At 37.2% G+C, this 19,436-nt stretch carries 13 protein-coding genes; 10 read left to right on the top strand and 3 right to left on the bottom strand.

The features are described 5' to 3' along the window. Window positions 1–10 precede the first annotated feature (10 nt). The 5 genes from G7Y56_RS08770 to G7Y56_RS08750 are packed head-to-tail and all read left to right on the top strand — an operon-like array spanning window position 11 to window position 9,509. Entirely contained in the window at window positions 11–1,498 is a 1,488-nt protein-coding gene (locus tag G7Y56_RS08770; RefSeq protein WP_165042753.1) for a RagB/SusD family nutrient uptake outer membrane protein, read from the top strand. Between the two features lie 19 nt (window positions 1,499–1,517). Then, window positions 1,518–2,954, top strand: a complete 1,437-nt coding sequence (locus tag G7Y56_RS08765; RefSeq protein ID WP_165042752.1) for a SusF/SusE family outer membrane protein — start codon at window positions 1,518–1,520, stop codon at window positions 2,952–2,954. Between the two features lie 57 nt (window positions 2,955–3,011). Continuing rightward, window positions 3,012–4,775 carry a glycoside hydrolase family 66 protein gene (locus G7Y56_RS08760; RefSeq protein ID WP_165042751.1) on the top strand — a complete coding sequence of 588 codons (1,764 nt, stop codon included), beginning with the start codon at window positions 3,012–3,014 and terminating at the stop codon, window positions 4,773–4,775. An 11-nt stretch (window positions 4,776–4,786) separates the two neighbouring features. Beyond that, a complete protein-coding gene (locus G7Y56_RS08755) occupies window positions 4,787–7,285 on the top strand; it encodes a glycoside hydrolase family 31 protein (RefSeq protein ID WP_165042750.1) in 2,499 nt (832 codons plus the stop codon). 25 nt (window positions 7,286–7,310) lie between these two features. Continuing rightward, window positions 7,311–9,509 (top strand): glycoside hydrolase family 97 protein, encoded by a 2,199-nt coding sequence (locus tag G7Y56_RS08750; protein ID WP_165042749.1) that lies wholly within the window; start codon window positions 7,311–7,313, stop codon window positions 9,507–9,509. A gap of 286 nt (window positions 9,510–9,795) precedes the next feature. Here G7Y56_RS08750 and G7Y56_RS08745 read toward each other — a convergent pair whose 3' ends face one another. The 3 genes from G7Y56_RS08745 to G7Y56_RS08735 form a co-directional block, all read right to left on the bottom strand. Then, a complete protein-coding gene (locus G7Y56_RS08745) occupies window positions 9,796–10,254 on the bottom strand; it encodes a fibrobacter succinogenes major paralogous domain-containing protein (protein WP_255498699.1) in 459 nt (152 codons plus the stop codon). 21 nt (window positions 10,255–10,275) lie between these two features. Further along, entirely contained in the window at window positions 10,276–11,235 is a 960-nt protein-coding gene (locus G7Y56_RS08740; RefSeq protein ID WP_165042748.1) for a hypothetical protein, read from the bottom strand. Between the two features lie 420 nt (window positions 11,236–11,655). Beyond that, on the bottom strand, window positions 11,656–11,829 hold the full coding sequence (locus G7Y56_RS08735; protein WP_165021631.1) for a histone H1: 174 nt from the start codon (window positions 11,827–11,829) through the stop codon (window positions 11,656–11,658). An 882-nt stretch (window positions 11,830–12,711) separates the two neighbouring features. Between G7Y56_RS08735 and G7Y56_RS08730 the strand changes: the two genes are divergently transcribed. The 5 genes from G7Y56_RS08730 to G7Y56_RS08710 all read left to right on the top strand — a co-directional run bounded on the left by G7Y56_RS08730 (window position 12,712) and on the right by G7Y56_RS08710 (window position 19,231). Next, a complete protein-coding gene (locus G7Y56_RS08730) occupies window positions 12,712–13,683 on the top strand; it encodes a hypothetical protein (RefSeq protein ID WP_165042747.1) in 972 nt (323 codons plus the stop codon). A gap of 111 nt (window positions 13,684–13,794) precedes the next feature. After that, window positions 13,795–14,874: an FISUMP domain-containing protein gene (locus G7Y56_RS08725; RefSeq protein WP_165042746.1), complete on the top strand. Its 1,080-nt coding sequence runs from the start codon at window positions 13,795–13,797 to the stop codon at window positions 14,872–14,874. A 457-nt stretch (window positions 14,875–15,331) separates the two neighbouring features. Beyond that, window positions 15,332–16,738: a hypothetical protein gene (locus G7Y56_RS08720; RefSeq protein ID WP_165042745.1), complete on the top strand. Its 1,407-nt coding sequence runs from the start codon at window positions 15,332–15,334 to the stop codon at window positions 16,736–16,738. A gap of 27 nt (window positions 16,739–16,765) precedes the next feature. Continuing rightward, a complete protein-coding gene (locus G7Y56_RS08715; protein WP_165042744.1) occupies window positions 16,766–18,286 on the top strand; it encodes a M81 family metallopeptidase in 1,521 nt (506 codons plus the stop codon). Window positions 18,287–18,340: 54 nt separating this feature from the next. Then, complete coding sequence (locus G7Y56_RS08710) at window positions 18,341–19,231, top strand: AraC family transcriptional regulator (RefSeq protein ID WP_165021642.1); 891 nt, start codon at window positions 18,341–18,343, stop codon at window positions 19,229–19,231. Window positions 19,232–19,436: the final 205 nt, after the last annotated feature.

Here is a 19,436-nt window from a genome sequence, read left to right as displayed (position 1 = left end):
AACATTGATTATGAAAAAAATATTATATATAGGATTAATATCCATCTCGGCTCTATTTGCTTCGTGCTCCGATTATTTAGACAAGGAGTCTTTCGAAGATCCCAGTGCAGAAGCTATAAACGACGAAGCATCTGCTATTGCCTTAGTGAACGGGGCTTACCAACCGCTCCAACGTCCTAAACTCTATAATATGAGAATCTGGACACTCGATATTATTGCCGGAAATAGTGAGGTCGGAGCAGGTGGAGGAACCGATGGTATAGAAACTATTACTCTAGCCAATTTTGTGACCACAACCGACAATGCAGCTGCGCTTGATATATGGAGAGGGCCTAATCCCGGTATTCTCTATTGCAATACTGTTCTCGAAAATATTCCGAACATAAATATCAATGAGGCGTTGAAAAACAGATGTCTCGGGGAAGCTCGGTTCCTTCGTGCACACTATTTCTTTATATTAGTCCAATTGTTTGGCGATGTGCCAATGGCTGTGACGACATTGAAACCAGGTGATGATTTACTTCCGACACGTACCAATAAGATGACAATCTATAATGATGTTATCATTCCCGATCTGAAAGAAGCTATAAACTTATTACCTGTGAGAGAAGAGTACAAAGGCAGTAATGTAGGTCGTGCATCTAAAGGTGCGGCAGCGGGTATGTTAGCCAAAGTGTATCTGACATTGGGTAGATATCAGGAATGTTTGGAGATGTGCAATCTTGTAGAAAGTTTAGGATATACGCTCAATCCCGATTATAGCGACTGTTTCGGTGGCGAACAACAGAATAAGAATACAGCAGAATCGTTGTTCGAAGTTCAATATTACGGGCTAACAAAAGCAGGTTTCTGGGATGATGATAACCAGGCTAATTGGTTAAGTACTTATATGGGTCCACGCAATAGCGGTTGGGTCGGCGGAGCATATGGCTGGAATCAACCGACAGAAGAATTCGTAAGCCAATATGAAGAAAATGATAAACGAAAAGATAAAACTATTCTATATGAAGGAGGACCGGCATTCGATGGGAAACAGTATGAAAAATCGATGTCGAGTACAGGTTATAATGTTCGCAAGTTCTTGGTGCCACTATCTGTATCTCCCGACTATAATACTAACTCAGCCAGTGTAATAGTATTACGCTATGCGGATGTATTATTGATGAAAGCCGAAGCTCTAAATGAATTAGGACGGACAAAAGATGCACAAGAGCCATTATATCAGGTGCGTAAAAGAGCAGGACTAACCACACGAGCAGATGTGGAAGGATTAAATCAGGATCAAATGCGTGAGAAAATTATCAAAGAGCGCCGTATCGAGTTGGCATTCGAAGGACATCGTTGGTTCGATATGATTCGTATCGACAATGGACAATACGCTTTAAACTTCTTACACTCTATTGGAAAAGTCAATGCAACAAGTAAACATTTGCTATTCCCTATCCCTCAAAAAGAAAGGGATGCTAATCCTAACTTGTCTCAAAACACAGGCTATTAATCAAAAAAATGAATGTATTATGAAATCATATAAAATATTAAGTTTATTGACTCTGTTTTCCTTATTTTTCTTTTCGTGTATCGATGAAGATAATACAGAATATAATAAAGGAAATCAGCCACTAGAAGTAAAAGCTTCGAGTGAGAATATTGAATTGGATGCAGCCAATCCCGAAACAAATGCCCTGACTATTTTATGGACATCGGGCTCTAATCAAGGGACTAATAGTGCTATCTCTTACACATTTCAAATGGATGTGCAGGGAAATAATTTCGAGAAAGGACTGTCACTCGATTTAGGCCAAAATATATATCAAAAGGTTTATAAAAATGAAGAACTGAACGATTTGCTTATTTCATGGGGAATAGCAACTGAAACAGAAGTCATATTAGATGTACGTGTAAAGGCTACTGTTGCTTCTGATGCTGTTGAACCGGCTATGTCGAACATTCAAACGATAAAAATAAAAACACACAAGCCTATAACTAAAACTCTATATTTGATAGGGGATGCTACTCCTAATGGATGGAGTGCCGATAATGCGACGGAGATGTCCGCTATAAAGAATACACCAAAAGGGTTTACATGGAGTGGGAGATTAAATCCCGGTAAGTTCAAATTTATAACTACTCTTGGTGAATTCACGCCTTCATATAATATCGGGTCTGATAACACCAAACTTTACTTACGTGAAAATGGTGATGATCCGTATGATAAGCAATTTGAGATTACCGAAGGTGGAAATTATAAAATAACGCTCAATCTCGCATCGTTGGCTATTTATATAGAAAAAACCGAAGGTGCCGAGTTTACAGAACTATGGTTTGTAGGAAATCCTACGGGATGGAGTTTTAAACCGATGACAGTAGACCCACTTGATCCATTTATTTTTCATTACAATGACAACCTTTCAGCAGGAGGAGAATTTAAAATAGGAACAGTCTCCGGTAGCTGGGATGCGGCTTTCCTACGTCCTGAAACCAATGGAGCAGGAATAGAAGCTACCAAGGTCGTTAAATGGGCAGGAGATCCTGACAATAAATGGAATATCCCCGGAGGAGTTTATAAAATAGCACTAGATACGCGTGAGATGAAAATCAATATTGCACCATTTACTCCTTATGCAATGATCTATCTTGTAGGAGACGCTTCAGCTAACGGATGGGATATCGGTAACGCTACTGCCATGAATGCAGGTGATACCCCTTATAAATTTAAGTGGTCAGGTTCATTAAATACCGGTGAGTTGAAATTTACCTGCGATAAGCAAAGCGATTGGAATGGTGCTTGGTTTACAGCTACTCAGGGAGATATGCCGGCAAACGGACAATTACAACAAATGGTATTTACTGCTAAAGGTGCAGGACTCGATTACAAGTGGAAGATAACAGAAGCTGGTAGTTATACAATCGAATTCGATCAGTTGAAAGAAACTGTTGTTATCAAGAAAAATTAATAAGTTAAACAAACTGTGGTGTTGTAGAAAACGGCACCACAGTAAAATATAAATAGCATGAAAAAAATATATAATTTTTTAGCAGTAGCCTTGTGTAGCTTCTTCTTGATATCGTGCGATGATTACTACGATACTAAGAACGATCCTATAACCTATGGCGATACCTATTTGAGTCTCGACTTGAATACAGATAAGGCTGTTTATAAACCCGGTGAGACAGTTCATTTTTCATTGAAAGATAATCCCGGTAATAATTTGAAAGTACGGTACTCATATTTGGGTGAAGTGCTCAAGGATGAAAACCTATCGGGTAAATCGTGGACTTGGGTAGCTCCATCCGAAGATTTCAAGGGCTATCTGGTTGATATATATGAGTCGACAGACGGTAAAGAGATTATACATCAAAGTATTGGTATTGATGTCTCGTCAGACTGGAAGAAGTTTCCACGATACGGATTCCTTTCAGGATATGGAAAGTTGACAGATAGTCAAATAGAGAAAAACATAGATGTACTGACTCGCTATCGTATCAATGGCATCCAATTTTACGATTGGATGAACGACCATCAACGACCATTGGCTGGTACAGTCGAAAGTCCTGCTGATTCATGGATCGATTTAATAGGGCGTCCTAATTATCTTTCTACTGTAAAAGGATATATCAGTGCCGCTCATAATAAAGGTATGAAAGCAACATTCTACAATCTGGCTTTCGGCGCTTTAAGTAATGCGGCAGCAGATGGAGTAAAAGAAGAATGGTATATTTTCAAAGATGCAGATCATAATGAAAAAGATAATCACCATCTTGATGCTCCGTTTCGCAGTAGTGTTTATCTTACCAATCCTGCGAATACCGAATGGCAGAATTATCTGATACAACGAAACAAGGATGTGTACAGCGTATTCGATTTCGATGGCTATCATATCGATCAATTGGGTGACAGAGGTACTGTTTATGATTACAATGGCAATGTGGTTAAACTCCAGAATACCTATAAATCGTTTATTGCAGCCATGAAACAGGCTAATCCGACAAAAAGTCTGGTGATGAATGCTGTTAATCAATTCGGACAAGAAGAGAGTATTGCCAAATCGGATGTCGATTTCTTATATACTGAAGTGTGGGATCCCAATAAATCGTTCGAACAACTAGTTCAAATCATCCAAAATAACGATACATATACCAATAATACGAAACGAACAGTTCTGGCTGCATACATGAATTATGATAAGTCGAACAGTGCAGGATTTGTAAATGCTCCGGGTGTATTATTGACTAATGCCGTGATTTTCTCGTTCGGTGCTTCTCATCTCGAATTGGGAGAGCATTATCTGGCAAACGAATACTTCCCGAACTCTAACTTGCAAATGAAGACGGAACTGAAGCAGTCGATGGTAACTTATTATGACTTCTTGGTTGCCTATCAGAATATATTGCGCGATGGCGGTACATTCACCTCTTACAATCTGCAATGTACCAATTCTAAAATTGCATTAAACAGTTGGCCGGCTCAACAAGGCAACGTAGCAGTCGTAGGGAAACGGTTTACAGATAAAGATGTATTGCATCTGATCAACTTTACCAACGCCAATACAATGGAGTGGAGAGATAAGAACGGAACCCAGGCAGAACCGGTTCTCATAGCTGATACTGAATTGAAATTGGTTGCAGCAAAACTTGTAAAAAACATTTGGGTTGCATCGCCTGATACAAATAAAGGAGTTGCACAGAAAATTACGTTTAATCAAACGGGAAACGAAGTTGTATTTAACTTGCCATCTCTCAAATATTGGGATATGGTTGTTGTAGAATATCAATAAAAACAAAATAAATGAATAAAATTAAATATATATTATTGCTATCTCTGTTGATTCCGTTAAGCCTTTTAGCTTCTGCTAATAAGGATGCGAAAGAATGTATTTCTTATACAAAGAATGGCAATCAGGTAATATTTAAAAGTAAAGACGGGGCAAAGCTCTCGCTGACTATAAATAGTGGTTCGGTAGTGAAGATATGGTTCGATCCTACGGGTAAGCTTACCCGTAAAAATGAATCATTTGCTGTTGTGAACGAAAGTTTGGAAGATGTAGGTGAAATAAATGTAGACGAGCAAGCAGCTTGTTACGAGATATATACATCTAAACTACGCATCAGATTGAATAAGGATCCGATGCAACTTCAAATCTTCGATAAATGGCAAAAGTTAATCTTTAGCGATTTCAAAGAGATTGGACATGTATCTGATTCTACATCGAAGAAAGCATATAAAGTATTGCGCAAAGATGAGCAATTCTTTGGTTTGGGCGAAAAAACAGGCCCGTTGAATCGCCGTGGTCGTGATTATAAGATGTGGAATAGTGATAAACCATGTTATAGTACATCAGAAGACCCGCTTTATAAAAGTATCCCTTTCTTTATGAGTAGCTACCGTTATGGTATCTTTCTCGATAATACCTATAAAACAGAGTTTAAATTTGGCACGGAATCAGATGAATACTATTCGTTTGAAGCACCTGATGGTGAGTTTATTTACTACTTTATTTTCGGAAAGGACTATAAAGAAATTCAGGAACAATACATTTCGTTGACAGGAAAACCGATTATGCCACCTAAATGGGCACTTGGGTTTTCGCAATGTCGCGGACTTTATACAAAGGAGGCGCAAGCATTAGAAATAGCTGCCGAATTCCGTAAACGTCAGATACCATGCGATATTATTTATCAGGATATTGGCTGGACGCAAGGACTTCAGGATTTCAACTGGCGAAAAGGCAATTATACCAATCCTAAGGCTATGCTCGAAACATTGAATAAACAAGGTTTTAAAATGATCTTGTCGCAAGACCCTGTTGTTTCTCAAGCTACAAAAGAACAATGGGAAGAAGCAGACAGATTGGGCTATTTTGCAAAAGATGTTCGTACAGGGAAATCGTACGATATGCCATGGCCTTGGGGAGGCAATTGTGGGGTGGTTGATTTCACTTTACCCGAAGTTGCCGATTGGTGGGGTGAACTCCAGCAAAAGCCATTGGATGATGGTGTCAGAGGGTTCTGGACCGATATGGGCGAGCCTGCTTGGAGTAACGAAGAAGATCTGGATCGTCTGAATATGAAGCATCACTTAGGTATGCATGCCGAAATACATAATGTATACGGATTGATATGGGACAAGGTTGTAAAAGAACAATTTGAAAAACGTAATCCCAATAAACGTGTATTTCAGATGACACGTGCTGCTTATGCAGGTCTTCAGCGCTATACATTCGGATGGACCGGCGATAGTGGCAATGGAAATGATGTACTTGAAGGATGGGGGCAAATGGCTAATCAGGTTGCTATGGGTATCTCTGCCGGTCTAGGTGGTATTCCTTTCTGGACTACAGATATATCGGGGTATTGTGGTGATATAACCGATTATCCGGCTATGGCTGAGTTATATATCCGTTGGATGCAGTTTGGTGTGTTTAATCCGCTGAGCCGTGCGCATCACGAAGGAGATAATGCGGCAGAACCCTGGATGTTTGGCGAAGTAGCAGAACAAAACAGTAAAGCTGCTATCGAATTGAAATATCAACTGTTCCCTTATCTCTATACCTATGCCCGCAAGGCTCACGACACAGGTTTACCAATAACGAGAGGTTTGTTTATGGAATACCCGAACGATGAGGAAGCAACCAAGATAAACGATCAGTTTCTTTTTGGAGAAGAATTGTTAATTGCACCTGTATTGAAAAAAGGAGAGCGAGTAAAACGTGTTTACTTACCCGAAGGAGAATGGATTGATTTTAATGATAAACAAACCGTTTATCTTGGAGGTCAGACTATAGCATATAAAGCACCATTGAACGTAATTCCTATTTTCGTAAAGAAAGGGTCTATTATACCTCAAATGCCAATCATGCAATATATTCATGAGAAAAAAGATTTCCCTGTATTTGTCGACATTTTTCCAAATTACGAAGGCGAAAGCACCAGTTTTGAGTTGTATGAAGACGAAGGAGAGAATCAGGATTATCTGAAAGATATCTTTTCGAAGACTAAATTTACTTGTTCAACATTAGACAATGGATATTCAACCGAAATTGTATCTACAGATAATGGTTTCAAACAATCGGACAAAAGAAATATCGTTTTAAAGTATCATTTGGAAACTAAGCCGAAAAATATACTTGTAAACGGTAAGGCTGTTAAGAATGTAAAAGCCGATAATATTGCAAAAAATATAGACTTAGATTTTAAATCTGTACAATGGTCTTGGAATGACGTCACTAAGGAATGTTGGGTGAAAATACCAGATGAAAGAGGGACTGTAAATATATCCGTAAATTAATTCAAAACTAAATAATAAGAGGATAATGAAGAAACTATTTTTACTGTTGTGTATCTCTGCTATGGCAAATTACATGATGGCACAAGAATTAAAATCACCTGATGGTAATCTGTCTATGAACTTCTCGGTTCAGGGTGGGGGAGTACCGACTTATAGACTAACTTATAAGGGTAAGGATGTTATCAAAACCAGTAAACTGGGTTTAGAACTGAAAGATGAAAATCCGACAGCTGAATTTGGTACAGAAATAGGAATGAAGGGAAAAAGTAATAATCCAAAGACTTCTTTGTACGATAAGTTCAGCGTAGTGGATACCAAGACATCAACTTTCGATGAAACATGGAAACCGGTTTGGGGTGAAGTAAACGAAATTCGCAGCAATTATAAAGAATTGGCTGTAACATTAAATCAGTCGGGTACTAATCGTCAGATTATAATTCGTTTTCGTCTCTTTAATGACGGTCTTGGTTTTCGTTACGAGTTTCCACAGCAAGCCGATCTGAATTATTTTGTGATAAAAGAAGAAAGAACTCAATTTGCTATGCCGGGCGATATTAAAGCATACTGGATTCCGGGCGATTATGATACGCAAGAGTATGATTATGTTATCTCTAACTTGTCAGAAATAAAAGGATTATTCAAGAGTGCTGTAACCGATAATGCTTCGCAAACACAATTTTCAGAAACAGGTGTTCAAACGCCATTGATGCTGAAATCGAACGATGGTATATACATCAATATTCATGAGGCTGCACTGGTTGATTATTCTGCTCTATCACTCAATCTGGATGATAACAATTTTACTTTCGAGTCGTGGTTAACACCCGATGCAAGAGGTGATAAAGGTTATATGCAAACACCATGTCAATCGCCTTGGCGTACGGTAGTAGTGAGTGACGATGCCCGTAATATTCTGGCTTCGAAACTTATTTTGAATCTGAATGAACCATCTAAGATTGCAGATACATCATGGATCAAACCTGTAAAATATATGGGTGTATGGTGGGAAATGATTACAGGCAAAAGTTCGTGGGCATATACCGATTTGCCGAGTGTGCAACTAGGGGTTACCGATTATTCGAAAACTAAACCGAATGGAAAACATGGAGCTAATAACGAGAATGTAAAAAGATACATCGATTTCGCTTCAAAACATGGCTTCGATCAAGTGCTGGTAGAAGGATGGAATGTAGGTTGGGAAGACTGGTTCGGTAAAACCAAAGACTACGTATTTGACTTTGTCACACCTTACCCCGACTTTGATGTTGCTATGCTGCGCGATTATGCCAAAAGTAAAAATGTAAAATTGCAAATGCATCACGAAACATCAGGTTCGGTTCGCAATTACGAACGTCATCTGGATCAGGCATATCAATTTATGGTAGATAATAACTATAATTCTGTGAAAAGCGGTTATGTGGGTGATATGATACCTCGTGGCGAATATCATTACGGACAATGGCTTAATAACCATTATTTGTATGCCATAAAGAAAGCAGCCGACTATAAAATAATGGTTAATGCTCACGAAGCTGTTCACCCTACAGGATTACACCGTACCTATCCAAATCTGTTGGCACAGGAATCTGCCAGAGGAACAGAATATCAGGCATTTGGTGGAAGTAAGGCATATCATACCACTATATTACCTTTCACCCGCTTGATGGGAGGGCCGATGGATTATACTCCGGGTATATTCGAAATGGATATCAATACAATTAATCCCGATAATAATTCGCATGTAAACACTACGCTGGCAAATCAATTGGCACTTTATGTAACAATGTATAGTCCGTTGCAAATGGCTGCTGATTTTCCTGAACATTACGAACGTTTTATGGGTGCATTCCAATTTATAAAAGACGTAGCTGTAGATTGGGACGATAGTAAATACCTTGAAGCAGAGCCGGGGGGATACATAACAGTAGCTCGTAAGGCAAAAGAAACAAACAATTGGTTTGTAGGTAATGTTGCGGGAGAAAAAGGTTATACCTCAAATATTACTTTCGATTTCTTAGATACTGACAAAACATATATTGCAACCATATATGCCGATGCAAAAGATGCTCATTACAAAACAAATCCGCAGGCATATACTGTACGTAAAGTAGTTGTGACAAATAAGTCTAAGTTGACACAGGCATCTGCTCCCGGTGGAGGTTACGCAATTAGCATTTTCGAAGTGGCTGATAAAGCTCAGATCAAAGGCTTGAAGAAACTATAAGGATATATCATTTAGTTTCATTGTAATATAAGTAAGTCTCAAGATTTTTCTTGGGACTTATTTATGTTGAGTTCGTCTTGACTTTTAACCACAGAGTCGCACTGATCTCCGAAATTTTCTTCTAGCTTGTTTTCTCTCTCTATGCTTTCCTTATCTGAACTTAAAAAAATAGGTGGACAATTTTAATTGTCCACCTAAAAAGGTATAATTGATTTGTTTAATGAGTCAATCTATTTTCTTTTTCGACTAAGAATATAAGAGAAAAAGAAAGTACTTATATAAGTTCCTAATTTTTCTTACAACGTACACTGAATAAATCTACCCTAGCACTCCATGCACGATGAGCGCCCCCATGTATAGCCTGTGAATTAATTTCAGTATAAAGAGAGCGACGCATACCGTCAGTTGCTCCAAAACTACTGGCTGACCAGAAATAGACATTGTTTTCTTTGTAAGTGGGATTAGAAATATCAGCATTATAGTGCCCTGTTAAGTAAGCATCAAAGCCTCCTAAAAGAGCCGTGTTACTTTCTCCTCTCGTTGCAACTTTTCCGGCAAGAGCTGTTTTTGATTTCATTGCGCGCCCCAGACCATCAATACCACGCCAGTCCATATCGTCATAGCCGATCATCTTTGCTTCTCCTAAATCGGGTACATTACTAAACACACTGGTTTTTCTGATGATTCCGTTTTCGAGGTCAGTCCATTCCTGATCACTTGGCAGATGCCAGCCTGAAGGGCAAATGCCTTGAATATTGACATCACTTTAATTACTACCGGCCTGATTGGCATCTCCGGGATTGGGTGTTTGCCCTGCTCCTGATCCTACATTGATACTGGCGTACCAATTGTATAGCAAGCCATAAAGATTGGACGGATCACCACTTAACATTTGGTAATGAGGGGTTCCAACAGGCATACTTTCCGAAAACTGAAGAATGTCTGTTCCATCAGGCATTTTTGTTGTATTCAGGTGCTGAGTCATCCAAATACCATCTGTAAATACTCTCTCTGTTTCGGTTATATTTTCTATACTGGTCCATGCCGGATTAGATACGGGATCACAACTATTATTGCGTTTCACAACATATGACCTTGTTATGGTTTTATATCCTACATAAAAACGAGAGGTTGTATATCTACGACTTTCCGTACCTCTGGTATCTTGCAGATCGGGAGTGTTATTGGTTGTATTGTGTCCTAAGTTATATTTTCCTGCTAATCGGTCAGCCTGTTTATCTAGCGACCAACCATCAGATACTGAAGGGTCTAAGTATTGAAATCCGCGCACAATAGGTTGAGTGTTATCTAATTCTTTTACTTCGATTGGAGCGGCATAAGATGCTATTGGTTGCCAAAATTCACCATCCCAAACATGCATGCCGGGACATATACGATTAGTTTGGTTTTCAACAGTATTCACGTTATATACCAATAAGCCAATGTGTTCATTTCTATCCCAGATGTCGGCAGTTGTTGTACCATCAAGAGTTCGAGCCATATTGGTCTCCCCACCTGCGACATCAATAGTTAAAGACTTGAGTGATATTCGTGGCATACCCAGCCCTTTGTTGGAGGAACCATCAGCGTTTTCTTTTAGATCGAGCAATGCTCCTGTATTAGGGGTAAGAGCACTTCCTATAGTAGCTTGAGCATTTGCTACTATAGGGGAAATTAAAAACAGCACGAAGTATACCCAAAAATGTTTTGTAAAGTTCTTTTTCATATTAAAAAGCTACGTTGAATGTAAGTTTATGTTATTGATTACTCCAATTGGCGGACAAAAGTACAAAAAAAAAGAATAAGAAAAAAAGTTAACTGCATTCTCGTCTTAATTTAACATTCAATTCTATCACTCCATATACGAAGACTATGTTGGAATTATAAGTGGTGGAAAGAAAAATATTCTGATTGTTTTTTTGTTGTCACACGTTTGATTATAAACTGATCTATTTCTGTTTAAGTATTTGATTTTAATTCATTTATATCTTTATAACCAAACCATTATAAATATGTGTATAATATTGGCTACAAAGTTAACGTGACAGTAATCTCTTTGTATTTATTCAAAATATAAAAAAAGGTCGGAATTTCTTCCGACCACTAGTGACTTTTCGATCACCTTAAAACAAAATGTAAAATTATATTACTTTGAAGCTTCTATTGAAGTCTTTCTGAATTCTTTCAAAGCTTTTTCTATTGCTAAGGAAGCCTTTCTTGCACGAGTTCCGGCTGCTTTGTTTCCACTTTCTACTTGTTGCGTAGCGTCTTTAGTAAAATCTGCAAATAATTGGTTTAAATTCTCTAGTTGTTGTTTCATAATCATTTTTTTTTATTTAAAAATTCGGTCAAAGATAATTTGAAGTAGAAAATAAACAAAGTAACACTAGTTTTAGTTTTTAACAATGTAGTTTATTTTAATAAGATCCGCTTTTGAAACTGGATATTCTACTTCATATAATCATATAAGATGTCGATAACGGAATTATCATTCTGATTTTTTCATTCAAATATGTATATTAGCAAATCAAATAAATACTTAGAGGATGAATATGCAAAAGATAACTAGAACATATATTATAGAGGTAAAATAACCCGAGATTATAATTGAATCTTTGGGACTCCTCGGAATTAGGATATGTTAAAAAAATGCGAATTATCGTGGTTCAAAGGGTTTGATTAACACAAGCTTTACAAAACTGCACAAAGGCTTAGTACAAGCTTTCTTTCTACATTATTTCTTGCCTGTATTGACAATTCAAATATTGCTTTTATACCGTTTTAACTTCTGATATTTTGTGAAAAGTGATACTTCAGTTATAATTAATTGTCCGTAAAGCTTGGCTAAATTGTAGCGAGTAAAGGAATGGAGAGTATAGCGATGGCTCAAAATAACAAAATAGATAAAGTCTCACATGTGAGACTTTGTTGATTCGATCAAATATAAAGATTAATAAAATTCAATAGGCACACAAAGAGGTGATTAATGTCTAGACAAGCTGCTGAAACGGATTAATGTAATCTTAATAGTTAGATTTATTTCCTTACTAACGAGACTTTTATTTGATTGTGTCCGATATTCGAAACGATTAGTGGCCTCAACTTGCTTATAAAGGAACAACTGGACGCTTTCAATCATTTCTTTATTATATATGTTTGTACCGTTTTACAAGACTCCGATATGTAGGAAATAAATAGCTTTATGGCACAGTTGGAATTTAATAAGAGAATAGTAGAGGAAATTCAAAGAACTTTGCCCGAAGGAATAACTTTAGCAACTGTTTTATTGGAAGCATTACCTCTTGGAAAAGAAAGTGTTTACAGAAGACTAAGGGGGGAGGTTTCATTTTCTTTGGAAGAAACAGCATTACTATCTAGGAAGTTTAATTTCTCGATGGACAAAATTCTTAATTATCATGCTGAGAATGTATCTTTCAATTTAGATGCCCATGAGCCTCACTTTGAAGTCGAACTTTACACACATAGACTATCTGTTTGCATCAATTTTTTCAAGAAAATGACAACATACTCCGATTCTGAAGCTAGGTATGCTCTTAATACCTTGCCTTTCGTATTTTATCTGGAGTGCCCCCATCTTTCACGATTTCAGTATTTTAAATGGCTACATCAATTAGGGAAGTCTTCCTATAATACTAGTTATAATGAGGTAGTTATCCCTCCGGCCATATTTGAATTACAAAAACAATTTGTTAGAGAGGCTCAAAATATTAATTCTTCCGTACTAATATTAGACCAAAATGTATTCACGTCTTTACAATATGATATAGAGTATTTCTACCAATTGCAATTAATAAGTGGGGAAGATTTGCAAATGATTAAACAAGAGATTCTTGACTTAATTGGTTATGTAGAAGATATTGCAGAAAGTGGAACTTACAGCACAGGAGAAAAGATTTTTATATATCTATCTAACATCAATATAGAAGCATCATATAGTCATTTTCAATATGCAGATAATCAATATGCACATCTTAGATTATATGGAATAAGCGGTGTGGATACCCAATCAGCCCAAAGCTGTGAAAAACAGAAGGAGTGGATTGACTCAATTAGAAGGCACTCTACTTTAATATCGGCTAGCGGGCAAGTATATAGGTACGAGTATTTTAGAAAGCAAAGGGAGTCAGTAAACTCAATAGGAAATATATTATAAATAGAGCCGAGAACAAATTATATTATAGTTATACAGACTTATAACTTTTCGCATAGGCTTCGACACAATAATACACTATATAATTTACAAACAAATTTTACACATAGAGAAATGAAGTACATTAAAATTTATTTATTATTATTTACAGTGTTTTTACAAAATATACTTTGGGCTCAGGTTACGATCGGCTCTGGCGAAAAAGCTACAGATGGAGCATTGCTAGACTTAAAAGAAGTGCCTTCGACTAACCAGACAACTTCGACCAAAGGATTGCTTCTTCCTAGGGTTATAATACCTGATTTAAAAATCTTACAGATGGGAGATAATAAAATTGAAAATACTAATGATGCATGGCTTAAGCATTCAGGATTAATGGTTTATAATGTTAAGAGAGATGATTGTGCCAATGTTATGCCGGGAGTACACTTGTGGGGCGGCAGCGAATGGTTACCTCTGGGTGAAGCTTCTAAATTTATTGGAGAAACAGAGGTGTTAACCGATGTGAGAGGTAGCGAAGTGGTTAATTATCAAATTGGCAGATTCAAATCAGCGAATACAGATGCCGGTTGGTGGATGTTAGAAAACGTGAGAGCTACAAAATGGGCCGATGGAACGAGTACAGATATTGAATTTACAATTCCTAGTGAGACAAATTTGGGTAACGGTGACGAGCCGTTGTACACTTATCCTATGGCTGATCCGGCTAAGGTAAGCGAGCACGGCTTTTTTTATAATTATGCTGCTGCATCACGTAAAGGGCCTGTTTACGTTGAGCAATTTCCCGATAAAGTTCAAGGCATTTGTCCAGATGGCTGGCATTTACCCTCTCAGGATGATTGGCGTATACTGTTTCGTGCAATCACGGAAAATCCGTGTCAATTTTCGCGTAGTTCAGTGGGCGCAAATTATGCAGGAAATGCTCAAAAAATGGATGTAACGCCTTTAGGGAAAAGTAGACCAATGAAGGAGGGAGGCTTCAATGCTGTGCTGACAGGAGTTGTATTTCCCAATGGTAACATAGGAGATGTCGATTCTTATGGATATTATTGGAATAGATATCCCTCTATTTCGGGCGGAAACCAAATATTGGGAGCACTTACATTCGTTTTTTATACAGCAACCCAGCATGGAATTAAGCTTATGGATACCAGTTACTATTTGCCTGTGCGCTGTGTGAAAGATGCTCAATAATTAGAGAAATATGCAATAAATACAAACAAATAATTTTAGAATACTGCAATTAGCAGCCTTTTGTTCTTATGATTATTTGATAGAGTTCAGGAGTAATTATTTTCTCCGTACCAAGAAAAGTGGCTTAGATAACCACTTTTTTTTAACTACTTCTAGCGTAAATATAGTTTATTTATTCCTACTCTCTGTTTACTCAATTGATACTTTTCAGATTAGTATTAAATATTGAGAATAAACAAGTTGAATTATTTAGATATTGGAATGTGTACAAAACTCAAGTAAATAATACTATAAATAGACTAAGTTAGAAATGCATTTCTAACTTTTCTATTTATTAACTAACTTTCTGGTATCTTATCATTAGCTATGGTAAAATACCATAACTATTGGCTAAAATAAGATACAAAATGATTATAGATGAATTTTATATTTGTAAAACATATATTCTTATACAACCATGAAAAACGAAAACGTATATCTAAAAGAAATCAATTGGCCCGAATTTGGTCTTGCTTCTCCTATCATATATCCTGAAGCTGAAGAAATAGAGAACCGTATATGTAAATGTCGTGAAATGATGGAACAGCGCAATCTGACTCATCTAGTTGTATACGGAGATCGCGAACATTTTGCCAACTTGATGTATCTCGCTCATTTTGATCCTCGTTTTGAGGAAGCATTACTTATAATAGGTAGAGAGGGAGGCCCTCTTATGCTCGTAGGCAATGAATGTGTGGGTCATTTAACCGTATCGCCTCTATACAATGCAGGTAAACTCCGTTATGAGAGATATCAACCATTTTCGCTAATTAGCCAACCGAGAGACGAGAGTAGGGGATTGACTGAAATATTGAGAGAAGAAGGAATAAATAATGACTCGAGAGTAGGATGTATAGGCTGGAAATATTATTCTGACATTGAGTTTGCCGACTATAAGAAAGCGATTGAGATACCATCATTTATAGTTGACAATCTACGTTCCATCTGTGGATATGACAATGTGCTGAATGCTTCGGATATATTGATGTCTCCTGCATACGGATTGAAATCAGTGTTATCAGCTTTCGAAATAGCCCATTTCGAATTTGTAAATGTGATGGCATCCGAAGGACTTAAAAATCTCTTTGAAAATTTCAGAGTAGGTATTACCGATTTTGAATTAATTGCAGAACATCATTATACAGGTTATCCGTTAGGTTGCCATACAGGGATAAAAAGTTCGGGAAATCAACATATCGGTCTCTCTAGTCCTGTTGGTGCTATAATAAAAAAAGGAGAGCCTTGTTCTACCGGAATCGCTTATTGGGGCAGTAATATTTGCCGTGCGGGATGGGTTGCAGAAAACGAAAGCGATTTACCTGAGTATGCAAGAGAATATGTACAAAACTTTGCTGCGCCTTATTTCTATGCTTGCGCCCAATGGTATGAGAATATGAAAATCGGGACAAAAGGAAAAGTTTTCAGAGAACTAATAGATAAACTCCTCCCTTTCGACGATTTTGGAGTCTATCTCAATCCCGGTCATTTAATTCATTTCGACGAATGGGTTAGTTCTCCTATATATAAAGATTCAGAAGATGAGATTCGCTCAGGAATGTATCTTCAAGTAGATATTATTCCCAGATCGAAGAAATATTTTTCTTCAAGAATGGAAGATGGTATCGTTATTGCAGACGAAAAATTGAAAAACGAACTCAAAGAGCAATACCCTGATACCTACAACAGATGCATGGCTCGACGTGCGTTTATGATAGAGGAATTGGGTATTAATTTACCTGAAGAAATATTACCACTTTCGAATATACCTGCCATAGTACCTCCATTTTTCTTGAACAGTAAAAAGATATTGAGCCTAAAACCCTAGAATAATTTAATAAACAAAAAAGTAGCTATGAAAAAACACCTATTTATTTATACCCTATTGGGAGCCTTCATAACAATGCTCTGCATCTCTTGCAAAACAGAGAGTAAAGACAATAGAACTACACGTATCCTAACATTGGGGATTCGTAACGAGTCTAATACGTTCTCCACGTTGCCGACTACAGAAGCCGATTTTAAAACCTTACGAGGTCAAGATGTTTTAAAAGATGAGCCGTGGGCTGAAGTTTGCCGTAACGAAGGGGTGGAACTTATCCCTACTCTTCATGCCTATGCCTGGCCCGGAGGTATAGTGGAGCGTACAATATTTGAGAAATACAAGCAGGAGATACTTGATAGCATAAAGAATGCAGGGCATCTTGACGGTATATATATGGATATGCATGGCGCACTTCATGTAGAAGGTTACGAAGATGCACAAGCTACATTGATAAAAGAAATAAGAGAGATTGTAGGAAATGATGTTCTTATAAGCGGCAGTTTTGATCTACATGGTAATTTATCGCCCGATTTTGTAAAAAACATCAATATCCTTACAGCTTACCGTACTGCCCCACATAGAGATGGAAACGAAACACAAACGAGAGCGATTACGCTTCTTATTCAAGCAATAAAAGAAGATTTAAAACCGCATATCGAATCTGTGATAATTCCCATCTTAGTGCCCGGAGAGAAAAGTATTACCGAAGTCGAACCTTTGCACTCTATATATGCTCAAATTCCTGATGTTGCAAAAGTAGAAGGAATGATGGATGCTTCTATATTCGCAGGATATTGCTGGGCAGATCTTCCTCGTTCAGCTATGCGTGTTTTTGTCGTAGCAAAAGATGAAAAATATGCTGACATAGCCAAAATAAAAGTGAATAATTTAGCTCAACAAATATGGGATCGCAGAACCGAAATGAAATTAGATGTGCCCGAAGGCACAATAGATGAAATGATTGTGAAAGCCGGTGAATATGATAAAACAGTATTTATTTCCGATTCTGGCGATAATACAACAGCGGGAGCTCCAGGCGATAATACTCAAGTATTAGAAGCTTTGATAAAATACAACTCTAAAGACGCATTTGTAGCCGGTATTGTAGATAATGACGCATTAAGAAAATGTGTTGAAACTGGCATTGGTAAAGATGTTAATGTTAAACTTGGTGGAAAAGTCGATTATATTTTTGGAAAACCCTTGCAAGTAAAAGGGAAAGTTATATATTTATCACCGGATTCGATATTAAAAACACCAAGAGCCGCCGCAGTAGTCGATATTGATGGGATTAAAGTTGCTATAATTAGTACACGCCGATCATTTATCGAAGTACGGGATTTTACAGAAATAGGATTAAATCCACTTGACTTTAAAATTGTTGTAGTAAAACTAGGTTATCTATATCCTGAGCTTCGAGACATAGCTCCGGTACACTTGATGGCACTTACTTCAGGGTTTTGCAATTTAGATATGCGAACACTTCCATTTAAACACGTAAGCAGACCCAGCTATCCTTTAGATTTAGAAATGAATTGGAAAACACCTTAAAATATATAAAATGAGTACATAACATATCATTAACCATCACTAACACCAACACCTATGAAACCATTATATCAGGATTTGCCATTTACACCAGCTAGCTATGTAAATGTTTATAAAGAAGAACTGCCCCACTTTATTGTCCCTTGGCATTATCACCCTGAAATCGAAATCATGTATATTCTCGAAGGAACAGGAACACGATTTGTAGGTGATCACATAGAAGAATATGGTGAGGGCGATTTGTGTATAATAGGAGCAAATTTACCTCACGAATGGAGAAATGACGATATATTCTTTCACAAGGAATCGAACTTGCGGGCTTCATGCTTATGTTTATTTTTTCAGAGAGAATTATTTGGTGCTAATCTACTCAATTTACCGGAAATGGACAATATAAAATCTTTGTTGGAAAAAGCAGAGAGAGGAGTAAAGTTCGTAGGTAAATCGAGAGAAGAGATCGGTAAATTGATAAATGAATATGTAAATGAGAATGGTGCAGGTCGCATCGCAAAACTAATACTCTTACTCGAACAAATGGCTTCTGCCGAAGAATACGAATCATTAGCCAGTGTCGGTTATACCCGCAACACTCTAAATTCAGGCGATTTTGAACGATTCAACAAAGTATATCAATATATATTAAGAAACTTTACCAGACCAATCCGACTCGAAGAAGTCTCGTCGCTTGTCGGATTAACTCCGAATGCCTTTTGCCGCTATTTCAGAGATCGCACAAAGAAAACTTTTGTACAGTATCTGAATGATGTTCGCATAGGTCATGCTAAAAAACTTTTGATTGAAGATAAGATGACAATATCTGCTCTTAGCATAGAATCCGGATTTTATAATCTGTCTAATTTTATCGATCAGTTTAAGCGTTCTACTAATATGTCACCGTCAGAATATCAAAGAAAATACGGAGCTAAAAACAGAAAAGTACCGGTATAGTAAGATACCAGAAGTATTGGCGAGAATCGCATAAAATAGCCTTTATTATTAAAAATACATTTGCATTGTAACATAAATGTTTAATGCCTATGAATAAGTAATAATAAAGGCTTTTTCTATTAATATATGTAGAAAAGCGATTCACCTTAAACTTTCGTATTTAGCAAATAAGCTACCTAAATTTTAAAATCTTAATAATCTGATG

Source organism: Dysgonomonas sp. ZJ709 (assembly GCF_011039195.1).
In the GTDB taxonomy this organism is placed as follows: domain Bacteria; phylum Bacteroidota; class Bacteroidia; order Bacteroidales; family Dysgonomonadaceae; genus Dysgonomonas.
This window is presented reverse-complemented; position numbering and strand designations above follow the sequence as displayed.